Consider the following 17,576-nt stretch of genomic DNA (forward strand, 5'->3'; position numbering starts at 1 on the left):
CACGGCGGCGGGCTACCGGCGGGAATACCGGTTGGATCAGTTCCCGGTGCGGCTGCTGCAGCTCGCAAGCTTCTCGTTTGACGTGTTCGTGGGAGATATCGCGCGGACGCTGTACAACGGAGGCACGATGGTGATTGTGCCGAAGGACGACCGGATCGATCCGTCTCGTCTGCACCACTGGATGGAGCGGGAGCGGGTCACCCTCTTCGAATCGACGCCGGCGCTGATCGTGCCGTTCCTGGAGTACGTGCACGAGCAGCAACTGGATATGAGCCGGTTGGAGCTGTTGATCACGAGCTCGGACAGCTGCAGCGTGGCGGATTACCGGACCTTGCAGGAACGCTTCGGCTCGTTGTTCCGGATCATCAACGCATACGGCGTGACGGAAGCGGCGATCGACTCAAGTTTCTACGACGAGCCGCTGACAAAGCTGCCGCAGACAGGCCATGTGCCGATCGGTAAAGCGTGGCTGAATGCGAAATTCTACATCGTGGACGCGCATCTGAACCCGGTGCCGGTCGGGGTGCTGGGCGAGCTGGTTATCGGTGGAGTCGGGGTAGCGCGCGGGTACTTGAACCGTCCGGAGCTGACGGAAGAGAAGTTCGTAGACAGCCCGTTCGCCGCGGGCGAGCGGCTGTACCGCACGGGAGACTTGGCGCGGTGGATGGAGGACGGGAACGTGGACTTCATCGGCCGGATCGACAACCAGGCGAAAATCCGGGGCTACCGGATCGAGACGGGCGAGATCGAGTCGCAGCTGCTGCGGGTGGAAGGCGTGCGCGAAGCGGTGGTGCTGGTTCGAAGTGACGCGAACGGGCAGAAAGCGCTGTGCGCGTACTACACAACGGATGGCGAACTGACGGCGGCAGACCTGAAACGGGCGATCTCCAGCGAGCTGCCGGGTTACATGATCCCGTCGTACTTCGTCGAGCTGGAGCGCCTGCCTCTGACGCCGAACGGGAAAATCGACCGGAAGGCGCTGCCGGCGCCGGAAGGGGGAGCAAGCGCAGGCCGCGAATACGTGGCGCCGCGCACCGAACTGGAGGCGAAACTGGTCGCCATCTGGCAGGACGTGCTCGGGCCGGTCACGATTGGCGTGACGGACAACTTCTTCGACCTCGGCGGGCACTCCCTGCGGGCGACGACGCTGGTCAGCAAGGTGCACAAGGAGCTGAGCGTGGACCTGCCGCTGCGCGATGTGTTCCGGCACTCGACCATCGAAGCGATGGCCGAAGTGATCAGCCAATTGGAGCGGCAGGAACACCTCTCCATTCCGGTTCTGGATAAGAGGGATTACTATCCGCTTTCCTCCGTGCAAAAACGGCTGTACATCCAGCAGCAGATGGAAGGCGCCGAGCTTAGCTACAACATGTCCGGCATGACGGTTCTCGTCGGGCGCTTGGAACGGAATCAATTCGAGGCGGCGCTCAAAGGATTGATAGCTCGTCACGAAATTTTGCGAACCGGCTTCGAAATGGTCGACGGCGAACCGGTACAACGGATTTATCCGGACTTGAAGTTTGCCGTCGAGTATACGAAAGCGACAGAAAGTGAAACGAAGAGCATCGTAGACGGCTTTGTGCGCGTCTTTGATTTGGAGCGGCCGCCGCTGCTGCGTGTGGGTTTAGTCGAATGGGAAGCGGAACGGCATCTGCTCATGCTGGACATTCATCATATCGTCACGGATGGCATGTCGATGGGCATCTTCGTCGAAGAGCTGCTGCGCCTGTATAACGGCGAGACTCTGGAACCGCTTCGGATTCAATACAAGGAATTCGCCGCTTGGCAGCAGTCCGAACCTGTAAAAGAGCGGCTGAAACGTCAGGAAGCCTACTGGCTGGACGTGCTGGAAGGCGAACTGCCGACGCTTGAACTGCCTACGGACTTTGTCAGACCTGCCGCTCGCAGCTTTGAGGGAGATGTGCTGCCTTTCAGCATCGACAAGCAGATGACCGACAGCTTGCAGCGCATCGCCGATGAGAACGGTGCCACCCTTTATATGGTGTTATTGGCGGCCTATTCAATCCTGCTCAGCAAGTACTCGGGACAAGAAGACTTCATTGTAGGCACGCCGGTTTCGGGCCGCACACATGCCGACCTGGAGCCGCTCATCGGAATGTTTGTCAACACTTTGGCGATTCGCCATTATCCGTCCGGGGAGAAGACGTTCCTCGCTTACTTGAACGAAGTCAAAGAAACGATGCTGGGGGCCTACGACCACCAGGATTATCCGTTCGAGGAGCTTGTGAAAAAGCTGCAGGCGCCGCGAGATCAAAGCCGCAATCCTGTATTCGATGTCATGTTTGCTCTGGAAACCAAGGAAGATAACGTTCAAAGCTTCGGGGATATCAAGATCGAATCTTATCCGGAAACTCATACGGTTTCCCAATTTGATCTTACCTTGGTCATTTCGTTGCTGGATGAGGGAATGAACGGGCAGTTTGAATATGCCACCAAGTTGTTTACGCTCAATCTGATCGACAATTTCGCTCAGGACCTGCTCGTGATCATCACCCAAATTTGCGAACAGCCTTCGGTGCTGTTGAAGGATATTTCCCTGAACGGGCAATCCGAACAGGAGCAAGATGTGCTGGAGGCCATTGATATTATTTTCTAATCCCTTACCCGGCTTGGGTGTATGCCGTATTTCTCTCGGTACGCATCCAGCCGGGTGTTTTTTTCCAAATGAAAGGGGAAAATCCACCACAGGAATCTGACGTCAAGTGCCGCTGAGTAACTATTTCAATTTATCGGAAAATCGACAAAACACAACAGAAATCGTAGTTTACCTTTGGTATACTAAGAATCAAACCATTTAAACAGAGATAATTCCACCATAAAATCCGAATACCCGAAAAACGAAAAGAAGTAATTGCCGATCGTTGCAGACGAGTTTAATCTTTTGACTATGACACCAGAAGAATAACAAAAGGCACACGAAGACTACAGGAAGAAATACAGATATCTAAAACGTGCGCCGCGGCTACTCGTTTACTACTACCTCATAGGGGAAAAGTTCCGAAATACAATGGCCGAAATAGGCCGCAGGAAGGGCTGAGAGAGATAGCCGACGACGTTCTGAGTAAGGAATTTCAACAGGAATGCTAGGCTTGGAATCGATCTCACCGGCACAATTATGCCGCAAGCATAATCAGGTGGATCAGGACCTGCTCCAGCAGGTTTTCGAGCGGCTGGCTATGCAGATTTTGTCTAGGCATGGCTGTTCGATAGCAGACCGCAAAGCACTCCGGATTATCGACTCTACCACCGTTGCTCTTTGCTTGCGGAGGTACAAGTGGGCCGACTTTCGCAAGACCAAGGCTGGTATAAAGCTTCACCTCCGCCTTGCTTTTGCAGATGCTCATGAGGTCCTGCCAGAGAAGGCAACCATTACGACAGCCAAGAAAAATGACCGGACACAGATGGATGACCTTATCGAAGATGCCGGAATCACCTATGTGTTGACCGCGGTTACGTGGACTACAAAGCATACGATCGTTATTGCTCGGACGGGATATACTTCGTGACTCGCTTGAAGGAGAACGCGGTGATCGAACCGCTCCAATCGCTTGAAATTCCAGAGGACAGCAAGGTCACCATGGATGAATGGGGGCTGGTAGGTTCCACGCAAAAGCGGATGAAGCACAAGCTTCGCATGATGGAAACAACCGATTCACAGGGCAATTTTCTCATTCTGCTCACCAACCGTTTCGGTCTGTCTTGCGATGAAATCAGTGAGATGTACCGCAGCCGCTGGGCCATTGAGACCTTCTTCAAATGGATGAAGCAGCACCTGAAGATTAAGCATTTCTATGGAACAAGCAAACAGGCAGTGCACAACCAGGTTTGGCTGACACTCATCGCTTTTTGCCTGCTTATGCTGACCAAACTGGACGCGAACGTAGAGCACTCCCTCCTGCAAATCCAGCGGTGGCTGAAGGCTCTGATTTGGAAGCCCTATGCACAGTGGATCGGGCGTATGAAGCGAAAACCGAGCCGCAAGTCGGCAGGACGAAAGCGGTTAGAACCCACGTAACTGAGCCGGCCCGAAGGGCGTTGTCTGACGCAAAAGCCAAGTAAATATACATAAATTTTCAAATGGACAGGGCTACCTTTAGTGGCTGCTCGACCTTTTGGTTCTCATGGTAGATGCTAATTATCTGAATTGTCTGTCAATGTTTTATGCAACGCTAGTGAGAATATCTAAGGCATTGGAATAACTACTGGATAAAACTACCACCCAAATCTGCTTGGTAGTTTTTTATTTTGTAAAAGGGGTCGAATAAGCTGAATTGAGATTTTTAAGACTCTCTTTATATCCTGCATTTCCTGCATAAATCCCATTTAGATTTATCATAAAATGATGCTGTTTTTTCAAGGCTTATCCATCGAGATATTTTTTGTGCCAGTTTTTTTGTTTTCAGATCATTATCTCACTCACGGTTAATTGAACGAACAATAGGCTCACCTCATTAGGTTTTTTAATATCGTATGATGGCACGAAGACTGTGCGGCTCCCGTGACACTAGATACCTTGGAAGCCTTAGAACAACAAATAAAAGTAATAAAGCACGATAATGGAATTTATAAAGTTAGAACGATTGCAGACGAAGAGGATATAATACCTGTACCTGCAATTGGTAAACTGGTTTATAACATTGAAGAGGAAGAATCAACAATTAGAAAAGAAGACGTTAACGGAACTGAACTCGATTACGAAGAATATGATGAAGGGGGTGATTACTTTGTTCCATTACCTACTAATATTAAACCAATAATAGATAGTTTGAATTCACTAGATGACAGAAGAGTTCAAACTGTTATAAATTTTTTAGCCTGGGCAACAAAAGAGAATTTTGAAAATTGGCTTCAGAACTTAAAAATGAGTGAGTTTGAATATTTAATTACACCTTCAAATAGTTATCCTTATAAAAGGTATATAATCAGGAAAATTATTGCTAATTGTTGCGTATCACATCTTTCGTTACTTATAAATACACTTGTCTCAAATATCTCGAACGAGAGCCAATTGTCAGTTTATTATGACAATTTAATTGAGAGAGTAAAAAAATTTAAGGAAGATCAGAAGGAAGAGTTTATCGGTTTAATGGTGGATATAATTGATTCACTTAAGGACTATGTTCACAAGGGTCAACTTAATGGGAAAAAGAATTTAGCGAAACCAAACTTAGATAAATTGAGCTACCTTTTAACTATTTGCGGAAAATCAATCTATAAATCTGCTGAATTAGAGTACAAAGATGTCCAAACCGAAGTATGTTTAGTTCCAGGGTATCAAGAGATAAAAAGGAAACGTGAAGCTCTTGGAGAAGACTTTTGGTATTATGCCGAAACGTTTTTTTCAGTATTGAATCAGGAGGCTGGAATAGTAATCTACCTTCCATAAGTTCACTATTTAAAGAATTAAGTAAAATCAAGCTATCATTCGAACAAAAAAAGAGAATTAATAAACTAGCTAGAGATATAATGGCTTCATTGAAAGAAGTGAATAATGAATTAGTAAGAGATTTGATAGAAGAATTTAATAAAATAAAAATGGATAATAACCTAACTTTAGTTCAAAAAGAGCATCTGAAGACAGCACTTCTTGAACTCTCACGAACTACAGGGCGGTTAGTTCAAATATATGGACAATGGACTAAAGATGGACAGATTATTAGAGATAATTCTTTGAAAAAGAAAATTGATCATTTAAGCACGTTATATGCGACATTCAGTATATTGAGGAAATGGTTATGAAAATTATATTATCGTAATAGTACAAGTCTCCAACTTTCTTTTCATGGTAATTTCTAGTGGTTCCACACTTTCTTTTTTTCGCGTTTATCAAATGCCGCGGCACGCACAATAAAATCAACAAAATTGGTTCCACACTTTTTTATCACCTGACATATAATTGTTCAGTTACATTAAAGTTGGTACCTTTACAGTATAGTTACTTCCTTAGTTTTATAAATCGGTTGTCCTAATTTAGGATGACCGGTTTTTTTGTCTGCTGGATTAGCTATTTATGTCTCAAGAAAATAAAGTAATGAAATATAAAGTGTTAGACTCACTCGGTGGCATTAAATTAAAGGGAGGCTATTGCGGTAATTATAGAAAAAGACATTGTTCTGCTGATTGGTAAGACTATGATGTACTATTATCTCTATGAACGGTTTGTACGTGATTAGCGGGGCAGCAATAGTCTGCTTTTGCCAAAAAAGAATTGAAAAGTTAAAGAAATCTAAAGAGCTTGCTGTTGTCTAAGATATTAAAAAGGAAAAAAGAAGGATTCCAAACCGGGAAATTCCTTCTTTTACTTCTTTGGTCTAAAACATACAATACATACACTAGGTAACAAAGTTTTATTCAAATTTGTTAAGTACATATTTATTCTTTATATAACAAAGTTATGGATGTGCGCTTTCTAATATAATTAATTACTTCATTCAAGAAAATTTGTAGTTCTTCTTTTATCCCCGCTTTTGGATACTTATGAAAAAGTATATAGGCAGTTCTTTGAGGTGGTGGATTATCAATATCAGATGCACAAAGCTCAGGTATTTTTGTAATCATAATATCTGCAATACTTCTGGAGACGATAGTCCAGCTTTTTTCATCTCCAAGGAAGTTTGGCAGCATAGAAACCGTCCCTAAAGTAATTTTCCTCCTATTTGTAAAATTAAAATAATGATTATGCCAAAGATTAAATTCGGTAGACCAACGTAAATAAATCTCATCTTCCTCCTTCAGGTCTTTTATATTTTTTGAAAAAGCAAAGTGTGCCTCCTTATGATGTAGAAAAACCATATCTTCTCGGTACAAAGGTTTTGATATAATATTTGGGAACATATGTAAGCTAAAGACAAAACCGATGTCCATCAATTGATTCTCAATAAGCTGATGAATCTCTGTAGAGTGTTCAGTTTGTATAGTTAAAATGATTTTTTTATGAGTATTCATAAACTTTTTATAAATATCTGAGAATAGGAAAGTATTGAGCATATCAATTGCAGCAATACGCAATTCCTTAAAAAACTGAATATTTTTTAAATGATAAGCATCTTGCCATAATGCTGCACATTGCTGGGCTATTGGTAAAAGTGCTTCTCCTTCTGGAGTCAAAGATAATTTTCTTACCCCTCTTTGACGATAGAAAAGCTGTACTCCCAAGTCCTTTTCCAAATGTTGAATTCGGGTACTGGCAGTACCCTGACTGATAAATAATTCGTTTGCAGCTTTTGCGATATTCCCGTGTTTAGTAATGGATAAAAATGTAGAAAGGCTTTCATGATCCATAGTCTCTACCTCCTTTAATATTGGTTTTTTAGATATTATATATCAAATATATTCGATTTATAAAATAAATGATTCTTTTATACTTAAAGAGCAAACAAAATTTACGAAAAGAGGGTTGCTTCTGAGACGAAAGCTAATTCGGTAAAATGGATTGTGGCTAACTAAAGTAAATACTCACATATTTGTATGATCTATTTCGATTCTAAAATGAGGGAACCTTTCACTGACGTGTTGGGGCAAGATACGATTAGTAATACTGCAACAGTTTGCATTCTATTGGCAGGACTGTAACTACATGCCCTTGATGTGATCGTTTTTGTCGAGCTCACTTTATGAGCGACTCCTTAAACTAGTTTTCCAGACAAAATGCAAGCGCATTCTTTTTTTTTGAAAAGCTGCAAGCATATTCATTTTTGGACAAGTAACAAAGGTAATTTATTTAGTTTTTTAGTTTGCGAAAGGAGAATCAGCATGGACTACAAGAAGATTACGGATGAAATAGTTAAAAAAAGTGGCGGAGAAGGAAACATTGTCTCTCTGTCACACTGCATGACTCGCCTTCGTTTTATCGTCAAAGATGAAAGCAAGGCAGATTTAGAGGCACTAAAAGCGATAGATGGTGTTCTTTCAGCTGTTTTTGGGGCTGACCAGCTCCAAGTTGTAATGGGGAAGAATTTACTGCCGGCATATGACATGATCATGAAAAATTATCAATTTTCTGGCGAGGAGGGGGGCGAAAGCGGAACCCTTCCTGAAAAAGAAAAGAAGCCTAAAAACATTAAAAATCTGGCTTTAGATCTTATCAATTTTATTGCAGGTTCAGTGAGTCCAATGGTCACTGGTTTGATCGCAGGCGGAATGCTGAAGCTTGTGCTCATGATCATTGTAATGATTGCCCCCTCATTTGAAAAAACCGAAACCTATACGTTACTTGGTTTTGTAGCTGACGTTCCATTTTATTTTATGCCTATTTTTGTAGCGTATGGAGCATCAAGAAAACTAAAATCAAATCCGCTCTATGCGTTTATTGTTGCTTGTGCGTTGGTATATCCAAGCTTTACGGCATTGGTGGAGAATGGAGGGTCAACAACTTTATTTGGATTACCTGTGCTTCTTATTAAGTATTCAAGTACGATGATTCCTGCTTTACTTTCAACTATTGCCGTCTATTATCTAGAGAAATTCTTCAATAAAATTATTCCTGGAATCTTAAAATCTGTTTTGGTAGGCATGTTAACCGTAACGACTGCTTCTGCATTGACATTTATCATTTTCGGCCCTTTCGGCAACCTTGTCGGGACGGTAATAGTAAATGGATTGCTCTGGACACAAGGAACATTTGGGTTAGTTGTTGTGGGTTTACTGGCAGCCATACTGCCATTCTTGGTGATGACAGGAACGCATACCGTTGTTGTGCCTTTTATGGTTCAGAGTTTTGCGAATCCCGGTTATGATCCGTTTTTCAAACCAGCGCTAATCTTGCATGCCATGGCAGAAGGCGGAGCGTCCCTAGGTGTTGGACTACGAACCAAAAATAAAGCACTACGCTCAGAGGCATTATCTATTGGTTTTGGGAGTATTTTTGCAGGTATTACAGAGCCAGCAGTCTATGGTATTGCTTTAAGATATAAAAAACCACTCATTGGAGTTATGGCTGGCGGTGCTGTGGGAGGTATTTTTGCGGGCTTATTTGGAGCACGAGCTTATTTTATGGGGAAAACAACCATTCTAGCGCTACCTATCTTTAAGGATACCCTTATTATTATGTTTTTTGCCTGTCTTTTGGCAATCGTTGTTTCGGGCATAGTGGCATTTATTATGGGAGTCGATGAAGGGAATTTGAAACAAGAAGTAAGCTCGCCGCCAATACCAGCAACTAATCAATCAGATTCTACAATCGTCTCAATTGTGGATGGTACTTCCTTTCCATTGTCGGAAGTCAAAGATGAAGTTTTCTCAACTAAAGCAATGGGAGAGGGAGTTGCCTTTACTGCACAAGGAAATGTTATTGTTTCACCTTGCAGTGGAGTATTAACGACAGTCTTTAAAGGAGGTCATGCCTATGGAATAACAAGAGATGACGGTGTTGAAATTCTTATTCATATAGGAATAAATACCGTTTCACTGAAAGGAAAAGGATTTGATGTCAAGGTTAAAGAAGGCCAACGGTTAGATGTTGGAGAAGAACTGGTTGTACTTGATTTGGAATATTTACGTACGACAAATCTTGATCTCTCTGTATTGCTCATTTTTACAGATCCAAAAGATAAGGACACTCAATTATTGGAATATGGAGAAGTGGGTAATGGGCTAAGTCCTGTTGCTGAAATTAAATAATATAAATAAAGGGAGAGAAATATCAACATGAAACATACTTACCAAGATAAGTTTCCGGAAAACTTTTTGTGGGGCGGAGCTATTTCAGCTAATCAGGCTGAAGGTGGATGGGTAGATGGAAAAGGTCTCGATTTAGCAAGTTGTTTTTTGAAAGGTTTGACTGATGCAGGTTCCTTCGGAAAGCCAGAAGAAGGAAAATATCATCCCTTAGAAAAGGGAATCGATTTTTATCATCGTTTTAAGGAAGATGTGAAACTTTTTGGGGAACTGGGGTTTAAAATTTTCAGAACATCTATTAACTGGTCAAGAATTTTTCCTAATGGCGATGATGATCAACCTAATGAAAAAGGATTACAGTTCTACGATGAGTTATTTGATGAGTTGTTGAAATACGGCATTCAACCTCTGGTGACCATCTCCCATTATGAAACGCCTTATCATCTGGTTGAGAAATATGATAGTTGGAGAAATCGGAAATTAATTAGCTTTTTTGAACGTTACTGTGAAGTGATTTTTAATCGCTACAAAGACAAAGTGAAGTACTGGTTAACGTTTAATGAAATTAATAATATGAGAAGGAATCCATTCTATGTTGGGGGCATTTTATACAAAGAAAATGAAAATCGTATGCAAGCGATCTACCAGGCCAGTCACCATATGTTTGTAGCTAATGCTCGGGCTATCAAACTATGCCGACAGATTATACCCGACGCTAAAATTGGTTGCATGATGTCCTTAAGTAACATTTATCCTAACAACTGTGATCCAGTCGCGGTATTCGAAACGCAAGATATCAGAAGGAGAGCATTGTTTTTTCCAGATGTTATGATTAGAGGATACTATCCAACATATATTTACCGCCTTTGGGAAGAACATGATTGCCATATTGAGATGCTCGATGAAGATTTGGAGCTCATTAAAACATATACGAATGATTTCTTGGCATTCAGTTACTATAGAACAACAACACATGAGGCAGGGCAACCCTATTTCGGGGATACTGGTGGCGACATAGGCACACCAAATCCTTATCTCGAGACAAGTGAATTCGGATGGCAAATAGACCCTATAGGTTTTAGATATACCTTGAATGAATTGTGGGATCGATATCAAATTCCGTTAATTCCTGTTGAAAATGGCTTGGGAGCGAAAGATAACGTGGTGGATGGACAAATTCAAGATGACTATCGCATAGAATACTTAAGACAACATTTACTTGCTTTGAAAGAGGCAATAAAGGACGGAGTGTCTATTATGGGATATACGTATTGGGGGCCAATTGATATTATCTCTGCGGGACACTTGGATATAGAAAAACGGTATGGATTTATCCATGTAGACTTGGACAACAAAGGGAATGGAACATTAAAAAGAACGAAGAAGAAATCCTTTTATTGGTATCAAAATGTTATTAAAACTAATGGAGAATGTCTTAAATAACCGACTGAATTTTCTATAAATAAAAAGGCGTTTAACTTAGGTAAACGCCTCAGGCTGTCGAGAAAGTCTCGACAGCTTCTTTTATGTTGATTTTATTTAATGCGACACCGCGTTAATGTTGTACAATATAGGTAACTATTGTATAGAACGGACGGTGTTGGTATGCTGCGATCTCATCGAGACAAACAGCAATCCTTTGAATTGGTTTCCTTGGAAGAACTGGTGCCCCAAGATCATTTGCTTCGCAAAGTGGTGACTCGCCATGTCTGGGAAGACAGCAAAGAATGGGTACGGAGCAACCGGCTGAGCCTATCCGGGAAGCACCTGTACCGCAAACAAAAAGAGACGATTGAGCGAAGCTTCACGGATGCCAAAGAGCTTCATGGGCTTCGCTATTGCCGTTTGCGCGGACTTCCGAGCGTCAGGGAACAAGCCCTGATGACGGCAGCCGTGCAGAACATGAAGAAGATGGCGTTCACTTGGATCGCCTGGAGAAACAGGGGTACCCCCCGTTTTTCCCAGATGCAAGCCAATTATTACGAAAAGAAAAAGAAACCGGCGTCTCAAAAGACGGGGTTTCTCGACAATCTGAGGTGTTTAACTTAGTTAAACGCCTTTTTATGTCTTATTAGCTTTGCGTTGCTTCCCGTGAGTAATCGCACGGGAAGCAACTTCAGCAATACTGATAGTCTCTAATCTTTGAAAGACTATATTGTCAATATCATCGATAATTTCTTGAAAAGCTGATCGAATGCCAGAACCTACAGGACAATCCTCATTTGGTTCAGCTGGGCTTAAAGAAATAAAAGAATTACCTTCCAAGGACTTATAGACCTCAGCAAGTGTTAACTGATTTGCTGGCCTTACCAAACGATATCCCCCACCGCCGCCTTCTTTAGTCTCAAGAAGTCCATTTTTGACGAGCTTCGCGAGGACTCTCCGTAGGAAAACGGAATGAGTATTCACGCTTGCAGCGATATATGCACTTGAATAACCTTCTTCAGATGTCGATAGCAAAGCTAAGGCATGCACTGCTATAGGAAACCAGCTCACTGACATGGGTAAAACCTCCACTTTAGTTCAATACTCATACATAGTATACCAAACTTCGCTACTCTTAGAAGTGTAGTTAGCAATGATAATAACTGAAATTAATTCAGTTTCAGTATAATTTTAAGGATAACTACTTTTACTGTCAATAGCCGATGCCACTACCTTTACTCTCATCAACCTGCCGGCATTTTAACGAACTGGATTTTGGAGGAGTAATGAAAGATCATACTCATCGATTGTCGATAGAAGGACACAATATTTCGACCTTCTTTGGTCAGTCTTCTTTTGGTAGAAACTATACTTAATAAACTCGATCCTGAATTTGGCTCCATCGTTGCTGTTATGGTTGCGGCGCGGTTGGAATAAGCGAAATCATGGCTGCCAAGCGTACATAACAGTCGATTGCAGCTGGCCAAGGAAATCGGTGCTACTCATATCATTAATGGCAAAGAGACGGATCTCGTACAGACTATTGAGAAAATCACGAATGGTGGAATGTGGAGCGGAACTCATGGCAGAAGGAAAGGGGGGTTCAAGGGTTAGTTCTCACGGGTTGTCCATTTTTTCTTGAATAAATGTAAATGGCTTGACGCTGGTTCAAACTAAAACTATAATAGTTTCAGTTACTGTAACTAAAATGATTTCAGTTAAAATGCAATGGAAGAGGTTTGTAATGAATAAAAAAATTGTAGCAACAACTCTTTTGGGAGCTGCCCTAACAGTCGGTTCTTTGAACGTCATATCGGCTGCAGCAATAAATATCCCTGATAACACATTCAAGTCTGTACCCACTGTCATGAATGAACTTAAAACTGGAACCGCCAAGTGGGATAACAAAAATAAAAGCCTGACACTTTTGGTTGGAGGAATTACAGTTGTTCTTAAGCTAAATAACGGAAAAGCTATGGTTAATGGTAAGAATGTCAAATTAGAAAAAGCACCGATGATCGGTGAGGATAATCGTTTTTATATCCCGGCGTCTTTTGTGCAAGATACACTTGAGAAACTAGTTGCTGTAAATCCAGAAACCGTTGCATCCAATGCCGATAAAGCTATCGCAGTAATAAAAAGCCTGGAATCCGGAGATCCTTCCGCAATTAAAGCGTATATCAATCCAGATAAATACAATCAACATAACTTGTCCTTCCCCAATGGCCGTGATGTCATGCTAGGAGCACTGGACCAATTAAAAGCGGCAGGAACCACGGTCAATATTAAACGTGTTATCGTGGACGGGGATTATGTTGCCATCCATACCGACTATAACTTCGGCGGTCCAAAAGCTGGCTTTGATATTTTCCGTTTTGAAGACGGCAAAATTGTTGAACATTGGGACAACCTACAATTGAAAGCTGATCCTAATCCAAGCGGTCACACCATGCTGGATGGAACTACAGCCATTTCAGACTTGGATAAAACCGCAGCAAATAAAACGTTCGTCGAACAATTTGTAAAAGATATTCTGGTGGGAGAACATCCGGAAAAACTGAATAGCTATTTTAATGGAGATAGTTATATTCAACACAATCCTTCCATTGCAGACGGCGTGTCGGGATTGGGGAAAGCACTGAGCGATATGTCGGCTCAAGGAATTACAATGATCTATGACAAGATTCATAAGGTGATCGGTCAGGGAAACATGGTGCTGGTTGTCAGTGAAGGTGAATTTGGAGGTAAACCAACTTCATACTACGACTTGTTCCGTGTGGAGAATGGAAAAATCGCAGAACATTGGGATGTACTTGAAACCATACCACCACAAAGTGAATGGGCAAACAGTAACAGCAAATTTTAATTTAAGAATGAATCGAGGAAACAAGGGAAATCAATCATGGCGAACGATATATATAGAGTTTTCTCTTTCCACCCCAGATCTAGCCATTCTTCGAATTAGAGGAAGAATCCGGTATGATCAAGATCAGGGAATTAAACAACGCATTATCGATACCAATGAATTAGTGCGGTCTATATACCATCAAGGAAACCATCCAGTTTTTGAAATTTTCTATATTGAGGAAGGTAAAGCTTCCGTTTCCTATCTGGATGGGCGCCAATCAGAAACCTTTACAATACCTAATTCATAAGGGGACATTAAAATGATTAATATTACTGGAGCAACTGGACATTTAGGACAAAAAATAACGCAGGAGGCGCTTCGTCAGTTATCCCCTGAGGAACTCGTGTTGTCCGTACGAAATCCCCAAAAGGCAGAGTTATTTGCAAGGAAAGGGGTTACGATCCGGAAGGGTGAATACAATCATCTTGAAGAGATGATTGATGCTTATAAAGAAACGGATGTACTTGTTTATATTCCAAGTATTTCATTCCCCAGCACCGTACGGATCGCAGAGTTTGAGAAGTCGGTACAAGCTGCGGAGATTGCTGGCGTAAAACATTTCATCTTTGTAGGATTTGTGGCTGATCAGGAGAATAATCCTTTTAAAATGAGCCCGTTTTTCGGATACGCTTCACGACGTCTTGCTTCCAGCAACCTCAAGTATACACTTATTCGCAATGCAATGTATGCCGATCCATTGGCTCCTTATTTACCCGAATTGATCCAAGGAGGGCGTTTGTTGTACCCGGTCGGTGACGGCAAAATAACATTTATCTCTAGAGAAGACATTGCAAAGGCGGTCATACAGATTGCTATAAACCCGGATCTTCATGGTGGCAGATACACCTTAACAGGTGAACAGGCATACTCCATGACCGAACTGGCTGAAATTCTGAGTCGAGTGAGTCATTCTTCAATCCAGTATCATCCGATGACAGTTGATGAATTTGCTAATACGTATGATGAACCGAAGGGATTTGGCAAAGTGCTGGTTTCATTATATGTTGCTGCAGAACGCAAACTGATGGATGAGGTAACTAACGATTATTTCTTGGTTACAGGTAAATATCCTGAGAATCTGGAGAGTTACCTTAATCGAACTTACGAAAGGAACAAACAATGATACGTTTTGACCAGGTGAGCAAGCAATTTCCCGATGGAACGCGTGCTGTAGACTCTTTGGATTTAGATATCAGGGAAGGTGAATTTTTTGTTCTTATTGGACCGAGCGGATGCGGTAAAACGACAACGTTGAAAATGATAAACCGGCTGATTGACCTTACAAAGGGGACCGTTTGGATTAACGGTAAAAGAATAAGTGACTACAACATTCATGAGCTTCGCTGGAATATTGGTTATGTTCTTCAACAGATTGCTTTGTTCCCACATATGACAATTGCTGAAAACATAGCGGTCGTTCCAGAGCTTATCGGATGGAGTAAAGAAAAAATCACTTCTCGAGTCGACGAGTTACTTGCCATGGTGGGCCTAGAACCAGCAGCGTATCGTCAACGCAAACCATCGGAATTATCCGGGGGGCAACAGCAACGTGTTGGAGTTATCCGAGCTCTGGCGGCAGACCCTGAAATTTTAATAATGGATGAACCATTTAGTGCTCTTGATCCGTTTAGCCGTGAGAAATTGCAGGATGATCTTTTGGAGATTCAGCGGAAAATCAAAAAAACGATCGTATTTGTCACCCATGACATGCAGGAAGCTATGAAATTAGGAGATCGGGTATGTCTGATGAATCAGGGGAATGTTGTTCAGGTGGGTACGCCATTTGAACTCATAAATGAGCCCGTGAATTCATTTGTCAGTGACTTTGTTGGAGGACATCATAAACAGGTAGATATCATGGAATGGGTGAGCCCACTGACGGAGAATGTCAGCAGCTGGTCCGCTAAAGATGCGGTACCTGCAAACACACCTCCTTATGATATTCTTGAACGGCTTACTCGGGTTAGTGTAGTGCCTGTAGAGCAAAATGGAAAAGTAGTGGGATTAATACGTAAGGAATCGGTCTTGGAGCATCTGGCGAACGACTTCAAAGAAAAGAGGCTGCATGTATGAGTGAGTTAATAAATGTGTTTCAGGACAGAAAAGGCGAACTATTTAGAGCCTTTCTTGAACACATCCAAATATCGTTCCTTGCTCTTTTTTTTGCGCTGCTGATTGCTATTCCCCTGGGGATCTATTTGACGCGTAAGCCGAAAGCGGCCGAACCCATTATTGGTATTGCAGCGGTACTGCAAACCGTTCCTTCTCTGGCTTTACTAGGTTTGCTGATCCCACTTGTTGGCATCGGAACCGTCCCCGCAATTATAGCGCTGGTTGTTTACGCCTTGCTTCCGATCCTTCGAAACACGTATACAGGAATTAAAGAAATTGAACCTTCTTTGCTCGAGGCAGCAAGCGCAATGGGGATGAACCAACGTAAAAGTCTTTTGAGAGTAGAATTGCCTCTAGCTATGCCGGTGATCATGGCAGGCATTCGGACGGCAACAGTCCTAATTATCGGTACGGCGACGATGGCTGCTCTCATTGGCGCAGGCGGGCTGGGGGACCTCATTCTTTTGGGGATTGACCGAAATGATACCTCACTTATTGTAATTGGAGCTATACCTGCAGCGCTTTTGGCGGTTCTCTTTGACGTGCTGCTTCGTCTATTAGAGAAAGTATCCTTCAAGAAGGCCCTTGGAACAGTCACCGCCATGGCAATTGTGGTCGTACTCATGGTGACGTTACCACTCATCGGAGGGAATAAGGAAAATCAGCTTGTGATTGCTGGTAAGATGGGAACCGAGCCAGAAATACTAATTAATATGTACAAGTTGTTGATTGAAAAAAATACAGATCTGACCGTGAGTCTACAGCCTAATCTTGGCGGCACCTCTTTTGTTTATAATGCCCTCCAATCAGGCAGCATTGATATTTATCCTGAGTTTACAGGCACAGCAATTGCGGAATTCCTAAAAGAAGCACCTGTGAGCACTGACAGCAAGGAAGTATATGAGCAGGCTAGGAAAGGAATGACCAAACTTAAAATGGCTTTGCTCGAGCCAATGCAGTATAACAACACATATGCTTTGGCCGTACCTAGGTCATTCGCGGAAAAGTACCAAATAAAAACAATCTCTGATCTTGCCCATGTTCAGCATCTGATTAAAGCGGGATTCACTAGAGAATTCACGGACCGTGAAGATGGATATCCAGGTTTGATGAAGGTTTATGGCTTTAAATTCCCTTCGGTGACAACCATGGAACCTAAATTAAGATATAACGCGGTGAAAAATGGGGAGATCAATCTGGTTGATGCCTATTCCACCGACAGTGAACTCAAGCAATATCAACTGACCGTACTTGAGGACGATAAGCACTTCTTTCCACCATATCAGGGAGCGCCTTTACTACGTCAAGAAACGGTAGAAAAGTACCCGCAACTTATTATGGCTCTAAATAAATTGGGCGGAAGAATTACGGACAATGAAATGCGAAGTTTAAATTACAGTGTTGCTGTTAAAGGAAAAAGTGCAGAAGAAGTAGCCAAAGAATTTTTGCTAAAAAATGGATTGTTATAATGTCCAGCATTGTAAATTTATGAATT

13 protein-coding genes and 2 pseudogenes are annotated in these 17,576 nt (G+C 42.6%); 13 read left to right on the forward strand and 2 right to left on the reverse strand.

Features of this window, described 5'->3' with window-relative positions; genetic code table 11:
- The 4 genes and pseudogenes from BAZ21_RS16535 to BAZ21_RS29035 form a co-directional block, all read left to right on the forward strand.
- Nucleotides 1-2,617 (forward strand): condensation domain-containing protein (locus BAZ21_RS16535; protein ID WP_141694985.1); only part of this gene is annotated, 2,617 nt, incomplete at its 5' end.
- A 580-nt stretch (nucleotides 2,618-3,197) separates the two neighbouring features.
- Nucleotides 3,198-4,036 (forward strand): annotated as a pseudogene (locus tag BAZ21_RS16540) (IS4 family transposase).
- Between the two features lie 498 nt (nucleotides 4,037-4,534).
- On the forward strand, nucleotides 4,535-5,407 hold the full coding sequence (locus tag BAZ21_RS16545) for a hypothetical protein (RefSeq protein ID WP_141694988.1): 873 nt from the start codon (nucleotides 4,535-4,537) through the stop codon (nucleotides 5,405-5,407).
- 80 nt (nucleotides 5,408-5,487) lie between these two features.
- Nucleotides 5,488-5,760: a hypothetical protein gene (locus BAZ21_RS29035; protein ID WP_053326165.1), complete on the forward strand. Its 273-nt coding sequence runs from the start codon at nucleotides 5,488-5,490 to the stop codon at nucleotides 5,758-5,760.
- Nucleotides 5,761-6,393: 633 nt separating this feature from the next.
- Here BAZ21_RS29035 and BAZ21_RS16555 read toward each other — a convergent pair.
- Nucleotides 6,394-7,302: a LysR family transcriptional regulator gene (locus tag BAZ21_RS16555; RefSeq protein ID WP_068502985.1), complete on the reverse strand. Its 909-nt coding sequence runs from the start codon at nucleotides 7,300-7,302 to the stop codon at nucleotides 6,394-6,396.
- 471 nt (nucleotides 7,303-7,773) lie between these two features.
- On the opposite strand from BAZ21_RS16555, the gene BAZ21_RS16560 reads away from it, so the two are divergent.
- The 3 genes and pseudogenes from BAZ21_RS16560 to BAZ21_RS29730 form a co-directional block, all read left to right on the forward strand.
- Nucleotides 7,774-9,639: a glucose PTS transporter subunit IIA gene (locus BAZ21_RS16560; RefSeq protein ID WP_068502988.1), complete on the forward strand. Its 1,866-nt coding sequence runs from the start codon at nucleotides 7,774-7,776 to the stop codon at nucleotides 9,637-9,639.
- A gap of 27 nt (nucleotides 9,640-9,666) precedes the next feature.
- Nucleotides 9,667-11,079 carry a glycoside hydrolase family 1 protein gene (locus BAZ21_RS16565; protein ID WP_068502991.1) on the forward strand — a complete coding sequence of 471 codons (1,413 nt, stop codon included), beginning with the start codon at nucleotides 9,667-9,669 and terminating at the stop codon, nucleotides 11,077-11,079.
- Nucleotides 11,080-11,322: 243 nt separating this feature from the next.
- Nucleotides 11,323-11,685 (forward strand): annotated as a pseudogene (locus BAZ21_RS29730) (transposase); the annotation flags it as partial.
- Nucleotides 11,686-11,697: 12 nt separating this feature from the next.
- On the opposite strand, the gene BAZ21_RS16575 reads toward BAZ21_RS29730, so the two are convergent.
- Nucleotides 11,698-12,138 (reverse strand): Rrf2 family transcriptional regulator, encoded by a 441-nt coding sequence (locus BAZ21_RS16575; RefSeq protein WP_068502995.1) that lies wholly within the window; start codon nucleotides 12,136-12,138, stop codon nucleotides 11,698-11,700.
- Nucleotides 12,139-12,534: 396 nt separating this feature from the next.
- Between BAZ21_RS16575 and BAZ21_RS29040 the strand changes: the two genes are divergently transcribed.
- The 6 genes from BAZ21_RS29040 to BAZ21_RS16595 all read left to right on the forward strand — a co-directional run bounded on the left by BAZ21_RS29040 (nucleotide 12,535) and on the right by BAZ21_RS16595 (nucleotide 17,550).
- Complete coding sequence (locus BAZ21_RS29040; RefSeq protein ID WP_176718160.1) at nucleotides 12,535-12,675, forward strand: hypothetical protein; 141 nt, start codon at nucleotides 12,535-12,537, stop codon at nucleotides 12,673-12,675.
- A gap of 130 nt (nucleotides 12,676-12,805) precedes the next feature.
- The gene (locus tag BAZ21_RS28010) at nucleotides 12,806-13,927 is read left to right on the forward strand and encodes a nuclear transport factor 2 family protein (RefSeq protein ID WP_256021464.1); all 1,122 of its coding nucleotides are present in this window, start codon (nucleotides 12,806-12,808) and stop codon (nucleotides 13,925-13,927) included.
- A gap of 7 nt (nucleotides 13,928-13,934) precedes the next feature.
- Entirely contained in the window at nucleotides 13,935-14,216 is a 282-nt protein-coding gene (locus BAZ21_RS29045) for a hypothetical protein (RefSeq protein WP_176718161.1), read from the forward strand.
- 12 nt (nucleotides 14,217-14,228) lie between these two features.
- On the forward strand, nucleotides 14,229-15,092 hold the full coding sequence (locus tag BAZ21_RS16585) for an SDR family oxidoreductase (protein WP_068502998.1): 864 nt from the start codon (nucleotides 14,229-14,231) through the stop codon (nucleotides 15,090-15,092).
- A complete protein-coding gene (locus BAZ21_RS16590) occupies nucleotides 15,089-16,042 on the forward strand; it encodes an ABC transporter ATP-binding protein (RefSeq protein WP_068503001.1) in 954 nt (317 codons plus the stop codon). The genes BAZ21_RS16585 and BAZ21_RS16590 overlap by 4 nt, the downstream gene beginning before the upstream one ends.
- A complete protein-coding gene (locus BAZ21_RS16595; protein ID WP_068503003.1) occupies nucleotides 16,039-17,550 on the forward strand; it encodes an ABC transporter permease/substrate-binding protein in 1,512 nt (503 codons plus the stop codon). The genes BAZ21_RS16590 and BAZ21_RS16595 overlap by 4 nt, the downstream gene beginning before the upstream one ends.
- Nucleotides 17,551-17,576 lie beyond the last annotated feature (26 nt).

This window comes from Paenibacillus kribbensis, assembly GCF_001705305.1.
GTDB classification, from domain to species: domain Bacteria; phylum Bacillota; class Bacilli; order Paenibacillales; family Paenibacillaceae; genus Paenibacillus; species Paenibacillus kribbensis_B.